This is a genomic window from Parapedobacter sp. ISTM3, assembly GCF_016533505.1.
GTDB lineage: Bacteria > Bacteroidota > Bacteroidia > Sphingobacteriales > Sphingobacteriaceae > Parapedobacter > Parapedobacter luteus.
Genome location: NZ_JAENGN010000009.1, coordinates 111,584 through 125,884, shown reverse-complemented (window position 1 = coordinate 125,884; position 14,301 = coordinate 111,584). Strand labels below are relative to the sequence as shown.

General features: G+C 49.8%; 13 protein-coding genes. 4 read left to right on the top strand and 9 right to left on the bottom strand.

What is annotated here, in order from left to right; all coding sequences use genetic code 11:
* Positions 1-72: 72 nt before the first annotated feature.
* The 3 genes from aroB to JHJ32_RS13705 are packed head-to-tail and all read right to left on the bottom strand — an operon-like array spanning position 73 to position 1,789.
* Positions 73-1,140 carry a 3-dehydroquinate synthase gene (gene aroB, locus JHJ32_RS13715; RefSeq protein WP_200121317.1) on the bottom strand — a complete coding sequence of 356 codons (1,068 nt, stop codon included), beginning with the start codon at positions 1,138-1,140 and terminating at the stop codon, positions 73-75.
* Positions 1,141-1,149: 9 nt separating this feature from the next.
* Positions 1,150-1,575: a hypothetical protein gene (locus JHJ32_RS13710; protein WP_079717778.1), complete on the bottom strand. Its 426-nt coding sequence runs from the start codon at positions 1,573-1,575 to the stop codon at positions 1,150-1,152.
* A gap of 4 nt (positions 1,576-1,579) precedes the next feature.
* A complete protein-coding gene (locus tag JHJ32_RS13705) occupies positions 1,580-1,789 on the bottom strand; it encodes an RNA-binding S4 domain-containing protein (RefSeq protein ID WP_370584521.1) in 210 nt (69 codons plus the stop codon).
* A 324-nt stretch (positions 1,790-2,113) separates the two neighbouring features.
* Between JHJ32_RS13705 and JHJ32_RS13700 the strand changes: the two genes are divergently transcribed.
* Both JHJ32_RS13700 and JHJ32_RS13695 read left to right on the top strand, forming a co-directional pair.
* The gene (locus JHJ32_RS13700; RefSeq protein WP_079717777.1) at positions 2,114-3,310 is read left to right on the top strand and encodes a proline dehydrogenase family protein; all 1,197 of its coding nucleotides are present in this window, start codon (positions 2,114-2,116) and stop codon (positions 3,308-3,310) included.
* Entirely contained in the window at positions 3,307-3,933 is a 627-nt protein-coding gene (locus tag JHJ32_RS13695) for an HAD family phosphatase (protein WP_079717776.1), read from the top strand. Before JHJ32_RS13700 ends, JHJ32_RS13695 begins: the two co-directional genes overlap by 4 nt.
* A 48-nt stretch (positions 3,934-3,981) precedes the next feature.
* Here JHJ32_RS13695 and JHJ32_RS13690 read toward each other — a convergent pair whose 3' ends face one another.
* The 4 genes from JHJ32_RS13690 to JHJ32_RS13675 form a co-directional block, all read right to left on the bottom strand.
* The gene (locus tag JHJ32_RS13690) at positions 3,982-5,397 is read right to left on the bottom strand and encodes an alkaline phosphatase (protein WP_200121316.1); all 1,416 of its coding nucleotides are present in this window, start codon (positions 5,395-5,397) and stop codon (positions 3,982-3,984) included.
* A gap of 108 nt (positions 5,398-5,505) precedes the next feature.
* Positions 5,506-7,431: a sensor histidine kinase gene (locus JHJ32_RS13685; RefSeq protein WP_200121315.1), complete on the bottom strand. Its 1,926-nt coding sequence runs from the start codon at positions 7,429-7,431 to the stop codon at positions 5,506-5,508.
* Between the two features lie 243 nt (positions 7,432-7,674).
* Positions 7,675-9,000: a hypothetical protein gene (locus JHJ32_RS13680; RefSeq protein ID WP_200121314.1), complete on the bottom strand. Its 1,326-nt coding sequence runs from the start codon at positions 8,998-9,000 to the stop codon at positions 7,675-7,677.
* 12 nt (positions 9,001-9,012) lie between these two features.
* The gene (locus JHJ32_RS13675; protein ID WP_233632655.1) at positions 9,013-9,597 is read right to left on the bottom strand and encodes an RNA polymerase sigma factor; all 585 of its coding nucleotides are present in this window, start codon (positions 9,595-9,597) and stop codon (positions 9,013-9,015) included.
* Between the two features lie 307 nt (positions 9,598-9,904).
* Here JHJ32_RS13675 and lysS point away from each other — a divergent pair, with 307 nt between their 5' ends.
* Together lysS and JHJ32_RS13665 are read left to right on the top strand one after the other, a co-directional pair.
* Positions 9,905-11,623, top strand: coding sequence for a lysine--tRNA ligase (gene lysS / locus JHJ32_RS13670; RefSeq protein WP_079717771.1), 1,719 nt, complete (start codon positions 9,905-9,907; stop codon positions 11,621-11,623).
* A 9-nt stretch (positions 11,624-11,632) separates the two neighbouring features.
* A complete protein-coding gene (locus JHJ32_RS13665) occupies positions 11,633-12,457 on the top strand; it encodes an MOSC domain-containing protein (RefSeq protein WP_200121312.1) in 825 nt (274 codons plus the stop codon).
* A 53-nt stretch (positions 12,458-12,510) separates the two neighbouring features.
* Here the strand turns inward: JHJ32_RS13665 and JHJ32_RS13660 are convergent, their stop codons facing one another.
* The gene (locus JHJ32_RS13660) at positions 12,511-12,936 is read right to left on the bottom strand and encodes a SufE family protein (protein ID WP_079717769.1); all 426 of its coding nucleotides are present in this window, start codon (positions 12,934-12,936) and stop codon (positions 12,511-12,513) included.
* Positions 12,937-13,019: 83 nt separating this feature from the next.
* Positions 13,020-14,261: a cysteine desulfurase gene (locus JHJ32_RS13655; protein WP_200121311.1), complete on the bottom strand. Its 1,242-nt coding sequence runs from the start codon at positions 14,259-14,261 to the stop codon at positions 13,020-13,022.
* Between the last annotated feature and the right edge of the window lie 40 nt (positions 14,262-14,301).

Sequence of the window (14,301 nt, the reverse complement as noted above, 5' to 3'; positions counted from 1 at the left end):
TAGTTTAACTGGTTACCTATAAATTATTTAGACGGACAAGCAAGCCGACCGCTGACTCCCCATGGCGCTCGGCTAACCAACCAACTCCCGATAAAAATCAAGACTTTCCCGAATCAGCTCCTCACCAACAAACTGGTCAATGCTGCAACGCCCGATATCACTAATCAGGGCAAACCCGATTCGATCGCCACTATTTTTCTTGTCATTTTTCATCAGCGCTATCAATGAGTCGTATATTCCAGCATGATAGGTGTAGTCCGGAAAATGAGTACGGAATGTATAAATCAGGTCGTCCAAAGCGTCTTTAACCAGCCCATTGGCACGATGTGCCAGATACCCCTCGCAAATCATACCTACGGCGATTGCTTCGCCATGAAGCAGCGGGTTGGCATCATGGGCTAATGAATACCCTTCGATGGCATGCCCTATTGTGTGGCCGAAGTTCAAAATTTTGCGCAGTCCTTTTTCAGTAGGATCCTGCGTGACCACCTCATTTTTAATAGCCACCGAGTGCCGGATGTGCTCCAAGGATAGATCGGCAGCATCCATGCCCTTCACCGTCTCGTAAAATGCCTTATCGGCAATCAAGCCATGTTTGATAACTTCCGCAAAGCCCGATACAAGCTGCCGCTTGTCCAGGGTCGCTAAAAACCGGTCCGCGATAAATACCGCTTTGGGCTGGGCAAACGTGCCAATGATGTTCTTTACATTGTCCATGTCAATGCCTGTCTTACCCCCCACGGACGCGTCCACCTGCGACAAAAGCGTCGTCGGCACTTGCACAAAGTCTATTCCTCGCTTGAAGGTGGATGCTGCGAACCCGCCCATGTCAGTCACGACTCCGCCCCCCAAGTTGATGAGCAAACTCTGGCGGTCAGCACCGAAGTCAAGCATCATCTTCCAAATGCCTATGCAGAAATCAATATTCTTGTTCTCCTCGCCCGGATCAATTTCGATGATATCATAACCATCAAAGCCTGGCATCGCCGCTTGCAGCAACGGAAGGCAATGCTCGCTGGTATGCCGATCTACGAGTATGAGCACCTTCGAATACGTACTGCCCTGGACAAACTGCTGTAAGGCAGCAAGGGTATTATCAAAAAAAACGTTGTAGCCTATGCTTGTTATATATTGACTCATCGGTGTGTGCTATCTTGCTGACATCAGCTTAAGTTCAAAATCTTTCACCCGATCGTAATAGGGTATCGTGGAGCGTCTCGCAAACTGGATAAAGTTCATGATGACGCTATCGCGCTGGTGCTGCGGAATCGTAGGAACGACATCATTGCCCTGCTCATCGAATATTGCTAATCCTTTCGTACCTTTTATTGAATCAGGGAATTGTTGGATGTGCATAAGTACAGCCGCGTATTTCTGGATCCCTTTGCCATAAGCGGCTAATGCATTTGCCGCTTCCACCGTATCGGTCTCCTTTTTCTCAATTAAGGCAGCTGACTTCTTTTTCTCGTAAGCCTCCACGGTCACCGCAAGGACATAAGGCCTATTGGCGTCCTTTTTAGTTCCATCGCATGCGCCTAACAGCGCGAGCAGTATGACTATCAACGGTTTCTTCATGTCGTCAAACTATGCATACTTGTTTACCCCTAAATTCCACCGTATCGCCAGGCCGTACTTTCAGCCGTTTGCGAAAGTCCGTCTTTCCATTGTATTTGACCATACCTGTTATGACCACGGCCTGAGCTTCTCCACCATGTTCAACCCAATTGAGTACTTTCAACAATTGGATAAGCTGGATATATTCGCCGGTGATCTTAAAGGTAACCATCATGCAAACTAAGACAAAATTGCGTTTATTTGCAAATATACCGGGGTGCATTTCAGCTTGTATTTTAGCCAGCCGGTCGCAAGCTGGGCCATGCTGCGCGTTGCCTGCATCCCGGCTAGTTACCAAAATGGCTTCGGAATGTGCATAAGCAATCTAATGAACTGTTTCAATACCGTTGTAACAACCCGTAAAAGAGCAACTTGGCAACACACCGAAAGGTCCCCGATGTACCATCGGCCCATGACTGAACGTCGATAGCCGCCAGCTCAAAAAAACTTGTGAAAAATACCAATTATCGCTAATTTCGCCGCATACTTGTATCAATTAATGTCTCAGCAAACTCAGCAGCAAAGCGCTCTTTCGTTTGAAAATACGGAAATCGCTTTCAAAAGTAAAAGCAATGCCGATCTAAACAAGGCTTATTGGCTATTTAAGATCATCGCCAGCAATTTCCTCACCAACGTTGGCCCGCCCATCACCAACTTTGCGCTGCGCGCGGGGTTGCCCGTGACCGGCCTTATCCGCAGTACCATTTTCAACCATTTTTGTGGTGGGGAAACCATTACGGGGTGTATCCCGGCCATCGAACGCCTGGCCAGCCAGCGTGTAGGCACTATCCTCGACTACTCTGTGGAAGGCGAAGACACCGAACAGGTTTTTGACGAGACCTGTGATGAAATCCTGCGTACGGTCGCTTATGCTAAAACCAACCCTAATATAGCCTTCTCGGTGTTTAAGCCCACGGGGCTCGGCCGTTTTGAGCTGTTTGAAAAGGTAGATGCCAAACAACCGCTCACCCCGGAGGAGACGGCCGAATACGAACGGGTAAAGCAACGTATCGAACGTATTTGCCAGGCTTGTTTCGACGAGGGTGTAAAGGTGCTCATTGACGCAGAGCATTCGTGGATACAGGACGCTATTGACGACCTTGCACGCGAAATGATGCAACGCTACAACCGGAACGCGCCGGTTGTGTACAATACTTATCAGCTTTATCGGCATGACAAGCTGGCGTCTCTTCAAGCTGATTGCTACCTGGCAGAAACTGATGGCTTTTTCCTCGGCGCTAAGCTGGTGCGGGGTGCTTACATGGAAATTGAGCGGGAAAGGGCCGCTGAGCAAGGTTACCTATCGCCTATCCAGCCAGACAAAGCGTCCACCGATCGGGACTATAACCTCGCTTTGCTGTTCTGCCTCGATCACATCGATCGGGTTGGTTTCATGGCCGGCACGCACAATGAGGACAGTAGCAGACTGTTGGCGCAGGAAATGGACAGGCGGCAGTTGGCTCACAATCATCCGCACATTCATTTTGCGCAATTGCTGGGAATGAGCGACAACTTAAGCTTCAACCTCGCCGAAGTAGGGTATAACGTGGCCAAATATATGCCTTACGGCCCAGTGAAGGCCGTAATGCCTTACCTATTCCGGCGGGCGCAGGAAAACACATCAGTGGCGGGGCAAACCGGGCGCGAGCTTGCACTTATAACCAAAGAAAAAAGAAGGAGGAAATCCAGCAAATGACGGACGATGCTTTAATACAGAAAAAACTGGCGACGCTGACTCAGCTCAGTCGCAAAAGAGATTATAAAGCATTCCTATACGATTGTGACGGCACCCTTGCCGACAACATGCATGCACACAAGGCGGCATACCGTGAAGCCGCGGCGCAATACGGGATAACGCTCGACACGGCAATCATCGACGAACTCGCCGGATGGCCAACGGTACTGATCGCCGAGGAAATCAATAAACGGTATCATACCCATGTGCCACCCCATGAATTCGCTACCGCAAAGTCGACCATCTTCCTGGAACGCTATATAGCAGACACCTTGCCGATCGATTTCGTGGTGCATCACCTGCAAAACCATGTCGGCAAAGTTCGCATCGGTGTGGTTTCCGGCGGAAGCCGGAAAACGGTAACGCGCACACTCACGGTGATCGGACTTATCGATACTATCGAAACACTCGTTTGCGCTGATGACACCGATAGAGGCAAACCCTATGCCGACCCCTTTCTCAAGGCGGCAGCGCAGCTTCAGGTCGCTCCGCAGGACTGCCTGGTCTTTGAAGATGGCAACCCGGGTGTACAGGGGGCCATCGCCGCAGGGATGGACTGGATAAGGATTGACGAGATAATATAGCGGCCGTTGCCAGGCAAAAATGCCCGGCAACGGTACCACATCTTGTACTTAGCCTTTTGATACCCCAGTGACTTCCAACATCAGATAATGCATGTCGGTATTGCGCACAAATGGTTTTAACAACCCTTGCCCCGCGCCGTACGCCGCAATCTCAACGTGGTCGCCCGAGTGGCCGGTACTGGCCCAACTTACCGCCGTATAACGCTGCTGGATCTCGGCAAATTCGGCAAACGGCAACTTATAAGGATTGTACAACCCATCCTCATTCCGGTCGGTTACATAATGGGAAAGCAGCCGAATGGCTTCGTCGGCTTTAATGACAATTCCCTGTGCATGTTCGATTCGCTCAATCACTTGCCTTGCCGTGAAATCACGGTCTATGCCCTGCAATACCCAGTCGTTGGTATGCTTGAAATCAATGATTCGCTCGAAGTTTTTTGTCCCCCCGAACAATCCGGGGTTAGCATTGCCGTGATCAGTGGTCACAATGACCAGCGTGTCTCCGTCGGCCTCGGCAAAAGCAATGGCTGTGGCTAAAGCCTCTTCAAATGCCAATTGGTCGTACAACAATGCACCCACGTCATTGGCATGCGCTGCCCAATCTACCTTTCCACCTTCTACCTGCAACACAAAACCATTCCGATTCTTTTTCAAGTGGCGAATCGCTGTCCCAACCATTTCAGCCAGCGACGGGGTCTCTTTTTTCAGCGTCTCGTCGTGTTCCCTGTCCAACGCATAGGGCAGTCCATCCTGGTGGAAAACACCCAAAATCGGTGCATCCTTACCACCCGCATCAATCGCCAATAGCTCATCCCTTGTCTTGGCAACCTGAAAACCGCTGGAGGCAAATTTGCCAAAGACATCCACCCTGTCATCCCGTTTATCGGCACTGAAAAACTCCGTACCTCCGCCCATCATGACATCAAATCGTAAGTCATGGTATGTCAGCGCTATTTCCGCCTGAGCAGACCGGCTATCGTTGTTGACACAAAACCCTGCTGGCGTCGCATGTGTAATCGGCACCGTAGTGACGCATCCGACGGCTTTGCCTGCAGCCTTAAATTTCTGCAGGATGGGGGTTGGCTTGCTGCCATCTGGCGCAACATTGAGTACGCCGTTGTTTACACGGACGCCCCCACCCCATGCTGAGCTTGCCGCAGATGAATCGGTAACCAAGCTGTTGGCCGATGCGGTGTCCATGAGTCCACGCTGCACCGTACCGGCATGGTACAACGACATCCAGGTGCTCAACTTGCCATCCCGCCGCTCACTGAGCATGTTGGCCATACTTAGCGTGCCTATGCTCATCCCATCGCTGACCATAAAAATAATATTCTTGGCCCGTTTGTCTGCGGAATGGGCAACTGCGGAATGGCGTCCACCCGCAATAGACTCAAAGGGGGACAATACAGCGGCTCCAGCGGCTGTAAAAGCCGCGTTTCTAAAAAAATCTCTGCGTTTCATTGAATAAGCAACTTTGACGATTGGTTGTTAAAATGTTTCAAAAATAGCAACCAAAGATTAACGTAATGTAAAATAGCAATGATAAATATAATTATTGGATGAATAGGCCTAACCCTTGAAGCGGATATTATACATCGAAAACTCGCCAAAGGTATATTGGATAATTCCGGCCAACTGCCTGGTCAGGGAGTGAATCAAGCGGAATCCCAGTGTCTCATTGGGTTGCGCAAGTTTCGTCTCGGGAATCCCTACGCCGTTGTCCTTAAAAATCAATTCGTAATCTTTCTCCCCTTCATGCTTCACGTGAACGGAGATTTCTCCTTCGTCGCGATCAACAAAGGCATACTTCAGCGAATTGGTCATCAGTTCAGTCAATATCAACCCTATCGGAATCGCCGTGTCAATATCAAGTGAAACGTTATTGGCTTCTACTTCAAAGCGTACCCGCTTTTTGCCGACATTATAAATGCTTAGCAAGTGGGCCCCCAATTGCTCGATATAGTCTTGGATGTTTAACCGGTTGAGGCTTTGCTGTTGATACAGTTTATTGTGGATGAGCGCGATGGAATTTATTCTGCTGCTGCTTTCCTGCATCATGGCAAGGACCTCCTCGTTCGTTGTTTTCCTGGATTGGAGATTAAGCAGGCTATTAATGATTTGAAGGTTATTTTTTACACGGTGATGTATCTCACGCAATAACAGTTCGTTTTGCCTGTTGGCTTGTTTCAATATTTCGTTCTGAACAGAAATTTCAGCGTTTTTTATGGCAACACGGTGGGCAAGTTTGTCTTTTTCCCGAAAGAGGAAGTAAAGAATCACCAATACCGTCAATAATACGAGAATGCCGATGATAAAGCCATAGCGTTGGTAGTTGGTGTTGGATAGCTCCAATTGCTGCTCCCGGATCTGGCGCTCAAATTCCTCCAGCTTGTAATTTTCGCGCATCTCCATGCCCTGGCCGACATATTGTGCAGTATAAACGCTGTCCTTGATGTATTCATAATCATTGAATAAGCTATCGGCTTGCCGCACATCACCCAGCGCATACAACACCTTAAAATACAATGAACGGACCTCGCGCCACGCGCGCTGTTGCACATCGCCGTCCAACTGGGCATACAGTGGCTTACAGACGTCCAGCGCCGCGTTGTACGACCCAAGCAGAAACAACCTCGTGGCATGCAATAGTTCGTAAGCGATCTGCAATTGCTGGTCGTCAACCGGCTTAAGCAGTGGTTCAGCTGCTTCAAGGGTCGCCGTCAACCGTTTCTCGTCATGCAGCTTGCCGTGAATGTCTCCTTCGACAAGCAATGCCTTCAATAAGTTCTCCGTGTTTGATACGCTACCGAACTCCTTTTTTGCCAGCTGGGTGTAATGCAACGCTTGCTCATAATCGCACTGACTGGCATAATTCATGCCATATTGCAAATATATAGTGCCCAAGGCCTGGGGGTAGTTGGCCATTTTCGCTTGGCGGGCAGCAGCTTGCAGTATGGCGGCTGCCTCTTTGTAATCTTTTGAAATGGTATTGTGATAGTCAGCAAGCTGAATGCCCAGCTCAATCTGGCCAACGTCATTGTTTTGCTCCTCGGCAACACGCAGCCCACTCGTGAAATGTTGTAAAGCGGTATAGTACCGGCCCTCCGTTATATAAATTTTGCCCAACCGCTTATAACAATCTGGAAGGTTATCCAAAAAGCCTCCCTGCGAATACAACGTCACCGCCTTTTCGAAATATCGCCGGGCTACATTCAACGCTCCTTTTTGTTCATACACGCAGCCCGTATAATAATAACCATCGGCAATCCCCTGATCATAGGCGATATCGATAGACATTTTCCACGCCTTGTTGATGAGATCATCTGATTTTCTGAGGTTGCTGTTCAACGAACGAAAAGCGTCGTGATACCAGTCGTTGATGATGGCAGAGTCTTTTTCGGACTGAAATACAATGCCTCCAAAGGCATGGCCAAAGAAACCATGGATAACCATTAAAGCGGGTATCAAGTAAAAGCGTACGAGACTTTGTTCCATCGTTAGACGTTTGTAAAACCATTGCCTCCATCGTATATAAAGGCACCAACCTTATACCCAAAACACGGCTAGCCCACAAGAAGCATGCCTTTCGGCGGTCAAAAACACAAAAAGGTAGATGTGATATTCATTTCGCCAGTTCAAATAGCTGCCAAGCAAAACGAACGCATCAAATGTAGTAGATTTTACCAACTAATCAAAACGTTGGCTATTAAATAATTATTACTCCGGGGAGACGTCAGATCAAAACCCGGTAACGATGCGGATACCACCATTGGTGAAATCCATTTCCTCCTTCGAAAGCCGGCCGATGGGAAGCTTGAAGTAAGGTTCCACAGCGAGTGAAATTTTACGGGAGATCGGCATTTTACGGCCAATGGAAAAATTCATAAACCCCGCATATCCCTTTCCTTCAAGGGGCCGATCAGTTGACCGTTCGGACATCGATACGAGTTCAGTGGAAGCCGTCAGATCCCTATGCGCGGAATTCGTTTCTCCAAAAGTACGTTCATTGAGCTGGCCGACAAAATGATTGGTACGCTGCTCATTTAAAACTGCCACATACGATACGCCCACCGAGGTATAGAATCCGCGCGCCACTTCGTACCGCAAGTCTATGGGAATGTCCAGTGTTACGACACTACTGGTCACCGAAATATCCTGTTTATACTGTTCGGCGTTGGTCGTAAAACCTGAGTATCCTCCAACGGGCGATGGAGACGCATACACTGGCGGCGATCGATCGTACGACGAACCTGGCTGGTAATCCGGGTTCTCGCCGACACCAAGTTGGCCGATCGATACACCGGATCCGATGGAAAACTTATCCGACAGCCGGTATGCTACGGCAATACCGCCTCCCATATTTACCTTTTCACTGGTCATCGACGGCGATACCACTAATCCCAGATTCCACTTTCTGGCATCATGACGTGTTTTGGCAGCGGCCATCGCCGGTGCAGCATGGTCCGTTGCCGCATGGCGGGAGACGCCCTGCTCAAGAAACCGGCCAAAGGATTGTTCTTGCTTGGACGCATTGCCTTCGGCCGTAGCCGCCAAACGAGGCGCATTCTTAGTCGTCGCACTGCTGTCGTCTGCCCCCACCGTAACCACGAAATGTTGCCCGCCAGCACTGTCCGTTGCCGCATTGGTTTGACTTACAACCATCGACAATAAAGGCTGCTCAGCGGCGGGTGTACGTTGGCCATGCTGCCCGCGCATACCATCCGGCGCTTGTTGCGCGAGCTGCACCGATTGTCCCGATTCGCCTACGGGCGATTCGACCGCCCGTTGCGTATCCGATGCCGAAGGGGCTGACACTGGCGATTCAACGCTGTACTGGACGATATCCGGCACATCGCCTGGTTGGCGACTGAACCAAAACAGCCCCACGGCCAACAGCAATACCGCCGCAGCACCCCAGTAAGGCCATCGCAGCGCCCGCGGCCTCCGCCCGCCATCCATGGCTGAAAAACGCTCCCACGCCCCTTCCCGGTACGGCTCAACATGGTTGCGCAGGGCCTCTGCCATCCGTTGAATCAGTTCCTTATTTTCTTTACGTTCGTTCATTTCAGCATACCGTTAAAATCCTGCTGTGATATTTATTGATGCCAAGTAAAGTTGCCTCAGCTTTTTCTTCGCCCGGGTAAGGTAAGTGCGGGATGTACTTTCAGGAATATCCAGCATAACGGAAACCTCCTCATGCGAATAGCCTTCTACCTCATACAGGTTAAAAATCGTACGCTGAATCTCCGGCAATTGCAACAATAATTTCATGATATCCTCTACATGCAAATTTCCCGACACCTCCACCTGTTGCTGCTCAATTTCCCCTTCGCCAACGTCATCTAATGCCAGCAACTGCTTTTGGGCGCGTAAAAAGTCAATGGAGATGTTTACAGCTATACGGGCCAACCAGGCGCGGAATGAACGTTCAAATCGCTCGCCCGACTCTACGCTACTGAACGTCGCTATTTTATTGAATGCCCGGATAAAACTTTCGTTCGTCAGCTCTTCCGCGTCAAATTCGTTCTTAACATAACGCATCGTAATGGCTCGGACATAACCATAACAGCTCTTGTATATCCATTCCTTGCTTCGCTCATCACCGTCTTGGACACACCCCCGCACTGCGTTCTCCAATGACAACACACGCTTCCCCTTCAAGTATCGGATGTTAAAACTCACGCTGCGGCTATGCTACTATTAATCAGCTCGTTTATTTGACATGCAAACTTAGACAAACCGGCTTTCATATTCAAATCAAAAACGAGCGCCAACGAATCTATACATTCAACCTATCGGCAGTACGTAGCCAGCCCTGAACCGTGCTCCATAAGCTTATCACCTTTGTTTTGTAACACAACGAATCTCAGCACAGAAATGCTACACCTAATAGCCGACGACCGAACTTCCAAACACACATTGCATATCAGCCGTAATTTAGGTAAGTTTGCCGCTCAATTTTCATTGAATGAGTACCACACTATCTGAACAGGAACTTCAACGCAGGGATGCGTTAGCGAAATTGACGGCATTGGGCATAAATCCCTACCCTGCCGAGGCTTTTGACGTCAATGCAACAGCCGAAGATATTTTGGAAAACTACGAACGCGACAAGTTAAATTATAAAAATATCAGCATTGCCGGCCGCATGATGAGCCGCCGTGTGATGGGCAACGCTTCATTTATCGAATTGCAGGATGCCACCGGGCGGATACAAGCGTATGTGAAACGCGACGATCTGTGCCCGGAGGAAGATAAGACGCTTTACAACACGGTGTTTAAGAAATTGCTTGATATCGGCGACTTCCTCGGTATCAGGGGGTTTGTGTTTACGACCAACACGGGTGAAATTTCAATACATGTACAACAGCTTACGCTGTTATCGAAATCATTGAAGCCGTTGCCTGTGGTCAAGTCTGCCGACGGCAAGACGTTCGATGCTGTCACAGACCCCGAATTTCGCTATCGCCAGCGCTATGTCGACCTGGTGGTCAATCCGCACGTGCGCGAAACGTTCGTCAAGGTATCCAAGGTAAAAAGTGCCATCCGGGATTTCCTTAATGAGCGAGGTGCACTGGAAGTAGATACCCCCGTCCTGCAGAGCATACCCGGTGGTGCGGCTGCACGCCCCTTCATCACACATCACAATGCGTTGGACATTCCGCTGTACCTCCGTATCGCCAATGAACTTTACCTCAAACGGCTTATTGTCGGCGGCTACGATTGGGTATATGAGTTCAGCCGCAACTTCCGCAATGAAGGAATGGACCGCACACATAATCCGGAATTTACCGTACTGGAGTTTTATACCGCTTATAAAGACTATCGGTGGATGATGGACATCACCGAAAAGCTATTCGAGCACGTTGCCATTGAGACCAATGGAACAACAAAACTGACGGTTGGCGATAACGAAATTAGTTTTGCCGCCCCCTATCCGCGGATAAGTATCTACGACGCTATCAAGGAACATACCGGATTCGAGGTAGACGGCTTGGACGAAGCAGGCTTGCGTGATGTCTGCAAGCAACTTGGCATTCCCACCGACGAAAGTATGGGCAAAGGAAAACTGATCGATGAAATTTTTGGCGAGAAATGCGAGCATCATTACATCCAACCGACCTTCATCATCGACTATCCGGTTGAGATGAGCCCGCTCACCAAAAAACACCGCTCAAAACCGGGTTTGGTCGAGCGTTTCGAACTGATGATCAATGGTAAAGAACTGGCCAATGCCTATAGCGAACTCAACGATCCCATTGACCAGCGGATTCGCTTTGAAGAACAGCTCAAATTGATGGAACGGGGTGACGACGAGGCCATGTTTATCGACCATGATTTCCTTCGGGCGCTGGAATATGGCATGCCCCCGACGGCAGGCATCGGCATCGGCATCGACCGATTGGCCATGTTGATGACCAATCAGCAGAGTATCCAAGACGTCTTGTTTTTTCCGCAAATGCGCCCCGAGAAAGTTGTGAAACAAGCCGGCGTGGCCGACTATAAGGCGCAGGGAGTGCCTGAGGAGTGGATTCCGGTATTGCAGAAAATGGGACTTAACACGATAGAAGCGTTGAAAGCAGCCAACCCGAATAAAGTATTCAACGATTTGGGCGGTCTGCGCAAGAAAATGAAACTTGAGATGCCAATGCCTACAAAAGATGAGGTATTAAAGTGGTTCGATTAAGGATGCGCCATGCTCCGCGTCAGTAAACTATATGTTTATCCCATTAAATCATTAGGGGGTATCTCGCTGCAAGAAGCAATGGTAGCGGAGCGTGGTCTTCTGTACGACCGCCGCTGGATGCTGATTGATGCACATCATCGTTTTCTCAGCCAACGCCAACAGCCACGGATGGCATTGATACAGGTCCACTTGACCGACGACGGGCTGCATGTTACCCATCAGGGCGTCCGCCCCCTACATATTCCCTTCACACAAGTGTATGAACAAGCGGAAACCGTAGCCATATGGGACGACACCTGTACCGCCATGTTGGCGCCCCCAATGTATCACCGATGGTTTAGCCATGTTCTTGGCATCGAGTGCAGGCTGGTTTACATGCCAGAAAGCACGCGCCGAGCCGTCGATCCGCGTTATGCACCCCCCGGCCATATCGCGTCCTTTGCAGATGCTTACCCCTTCCTGATGATCGGGCAGGCGTCATTGGACGACCTCAATAGCCGGCTGGAAACACCCCTGCCGATAAATCGCTTCCGGCCGAACATCGTCTTTACCGGAGGGCAACCGTATGAAGAAGATCGGATGGGCGGTTTCCGGATCGGCCCTATCCGCTTCCATGGTGTAAAGTTATGTGCCCGGTGTGTGATTACCACCATCGACCAGCAGTTTGGAGAAAGAGGCAAAGAACCGCTGAAAACACTCGCTACCTACCGCAGTAAAAACAACAAAACCCTATTCGGACAAAACCTCATTCACCAAGGCACGGGTATGATCCGTGTGGGCGATGCCATCACGGTAGAATATATGCACGACGATGACCGATTTGTGGTTTTTTAAGCACTGCGGAGTGAGTGCAAGCACACAGGAGGGTAGTGCGCTAGCGTCCAGTGCTACGACAGCGAGGCCCGATGCAGCGCTACAGCATACATCTTCATTTGCTTCACCATTGCCAATAAGCCGTTCGCACGGGTGGGCGACAAATGCTCCTTCAATCCGATCTGGTCAATGAAATAAAGGTCGCTACCCGCTATTTCTTCCGCGGTGTGACCAGATAATACTTTGACCATCAAGGCGACCAGCCCCTTGGTGATGATGGCATCGCTATCCGCTGTGAATAAGACCTTTCCGTCCTGGTGGTCCGCATGTAACCACACTTTCGATTGGCAGCCTTTGATGAGGTACTCGTCTTTCTTATATTGTTGGTCAATCAGCGGCAGCTCCTTACCAAGCTGGATGATGTACTCGTATTTGGCCATCCAATCATCAAAGAACGCAAAGTCATCAATAAGTTCGTCCTGTATTTCGTTTATGGTCATTTTTTTTGTGTTCAATTGCCGGCAGTCCGTGATTCGAATGCCCCATCGCTCAGGCTTCCGTCTTCGGCCCCCGGCATCCCGATCTAAATAAGCATTGAAGCCGCTCTTTCGACGCCAGCGACCAACGCATCGATGTCTTCCCGCGTGTTGTATAGGGCTATGGACGCCCTCACCGTACCGGGGATACCGTAGCGATCCATTAGCGGCTGCGTGCAGTGATGCCCTGTCCTGACAGCGATACCCAGCTTATCGAGGATAACTCCCACATCATACGGGTGCGCCCCATCCAGCAGAAACGATACGACACTCGATTTTTCCTTAGCGGTGCCGATAATGCGCAGTCCGGGGATACGCAGCAAACGCTGGGTCGCATAGTCCAACAGTTCATGTTCATACCGTGCAATGTTATCCAGGCCTATATCCATGAGGTAATCAATCGCATGTGCTAAGCAGATGCCCGCTTCAATATTCGGCGTCCCTGCTTCAAACTTGAATGGCAACTCGTTATAAGTGGTCTTGGCAAACGTCACCTCTTTGATCATTTCACCGCCACTTTGATAAGGCGGCATGGCGTTCAGCCATTTTTCCTTTCCATAGAGCACACCGACGCCGGTAGGTCCATACATTTTATGTCCGGAAAAGGCCAAAAAATCCACATCTAACGCTTGGACATCGATGGTTAAGTGCTGTACAGCCTGGGCAGCGTCGAGCAGTACCGGCGCCCCCGCAGCATGGGCCAACGCAATGATTTCATTAACCGGATTGATGGTCCCCAACGCATTGGACACATAAGTCATCGCTACCAGCCGGGTCCGATCGCTCAGCATTGAACGGTACGCATCCATATCCAATTCTCCCGCGTCATTGATGGGCACTACCTTGAGCAACGCACCACGCTCCTCACACATGATCTGCCAAGGAACGATATTCGAATGATGTTCCATGGCAGAGATGATGATTTCATCCCCGGCATGGACAAACGCTTTACCATAGCAATTCGCCACTAAGTTGATGCTTTCGGTTGTCCCTTTGGTGAGGATGATTTCGTGCTCATGGGCGGCATGGATAAAAGGTTGCAGTTTATGCCGTGTCACTTCAAACGCATCCGTGGCCAGCTGGCTTAAGTGGTGTACACCCCGGTGTACGTTGCTGTTCATTTGCGTATAATAGTTTACAATCGCATCGATCACCTGCTGGGGTTTTTGCGTGGTAGCGCCATTATCAAGGTATACCAAAGGCTTTCCATTCACCGTACGGGTGAGTATGGGAAAGTCCTTTCTTACACGCATGACGTCAAATTGCTCCAGTACTGCTGTCCGTTCCATAGTTTACAAAGGTACGAGTAATTTTTGTTTTCTCACCGGT

Bases quoted from the DNA above. Each gene is read 5' to 3' on its own strand.
- JHJ32_RS13655 (WP_200121311.1), bottom strand. From the start codon at position 14,261: ATGGAACGGACAGCAGTACTGGAGCAATTTGACGTCATGCGTGTAAGA.
- lysS (WP_079717771.1), top strand. From the start codon at position 9,905: ATGAGTACCACACTATCTGAACAGGAACTTCAACGCAGGGATGCGTTA.
- JHJ32_RS13680 (WP_200121314.1), bottom strand. From the start codon at position 9,000: ATGAACGAACGTAAAGAAAATAAGGAACTGATTCAACGGATGGCAGAG.
- JHJ32_RS13685 (WP_200121315.1), bottom strand. From the start codon at position 7,431: ATGGAACAAAGTCTCGTACGCTTTTACTTGATACCCGCTTTAATGGTT.
- JHJ32_RS13695 (WP_079717776.1), top strand. From the start codon at position 3,307: ATGACGGACGATGCTTTAATACAGAAAAAACTGGCGACGCTGACTCAG.
- JHJ32_RS13705 (WP_370584521.1), bottom strand. From the start codon at position 1,789: ATGATGGTTACCTTTAAGATCACCGGCGAATATATCCAGCTTATCCAA.
- JHJ32_RS13665 (WP_200121312.1), top strand. From the start codon at position 11,633: ATGCTCCGCGTCAGTAAACTATATGTTTATCCCATTAAATCATTAGGG.
- aroB (WP_200121317.1), bottom strand. From the start codon at position 1,140: ATGAGTCAATATATAACAAGCATAGGCTACAACGTTTTTTTTGATAAT.
- JHJ32_RS13660 (WP_079717769.1), bottom strand. From the start codon at position 12,936: ATGACCATAAACGAAATACAGGACGAACTTATTGATGACTTTGCGTTC.
- JHJ32_RS13690 (WP_200121316.1), bottom strand. From the start codon at position 5,397: ATGAAACGCAGAGATTTTTTTAGAAACGCGGCTTTTACAGCCGCTGGA.
- JHJ32_RS13700 (WP_079717777.1), top strand. From the start codon at position 2,114: ATGTCTCAGCAAACTCAGCAGCAAAGCGCTCTTTCGTTTGAAAATACG.
- JHJ32_RS13710 (WP_079717778.1), bottom strand. From the start codon at position 1,575: ATGAAGAAACCGTTGATAGTCATACTGCTCGCGCTGTTAGGCGCATGC.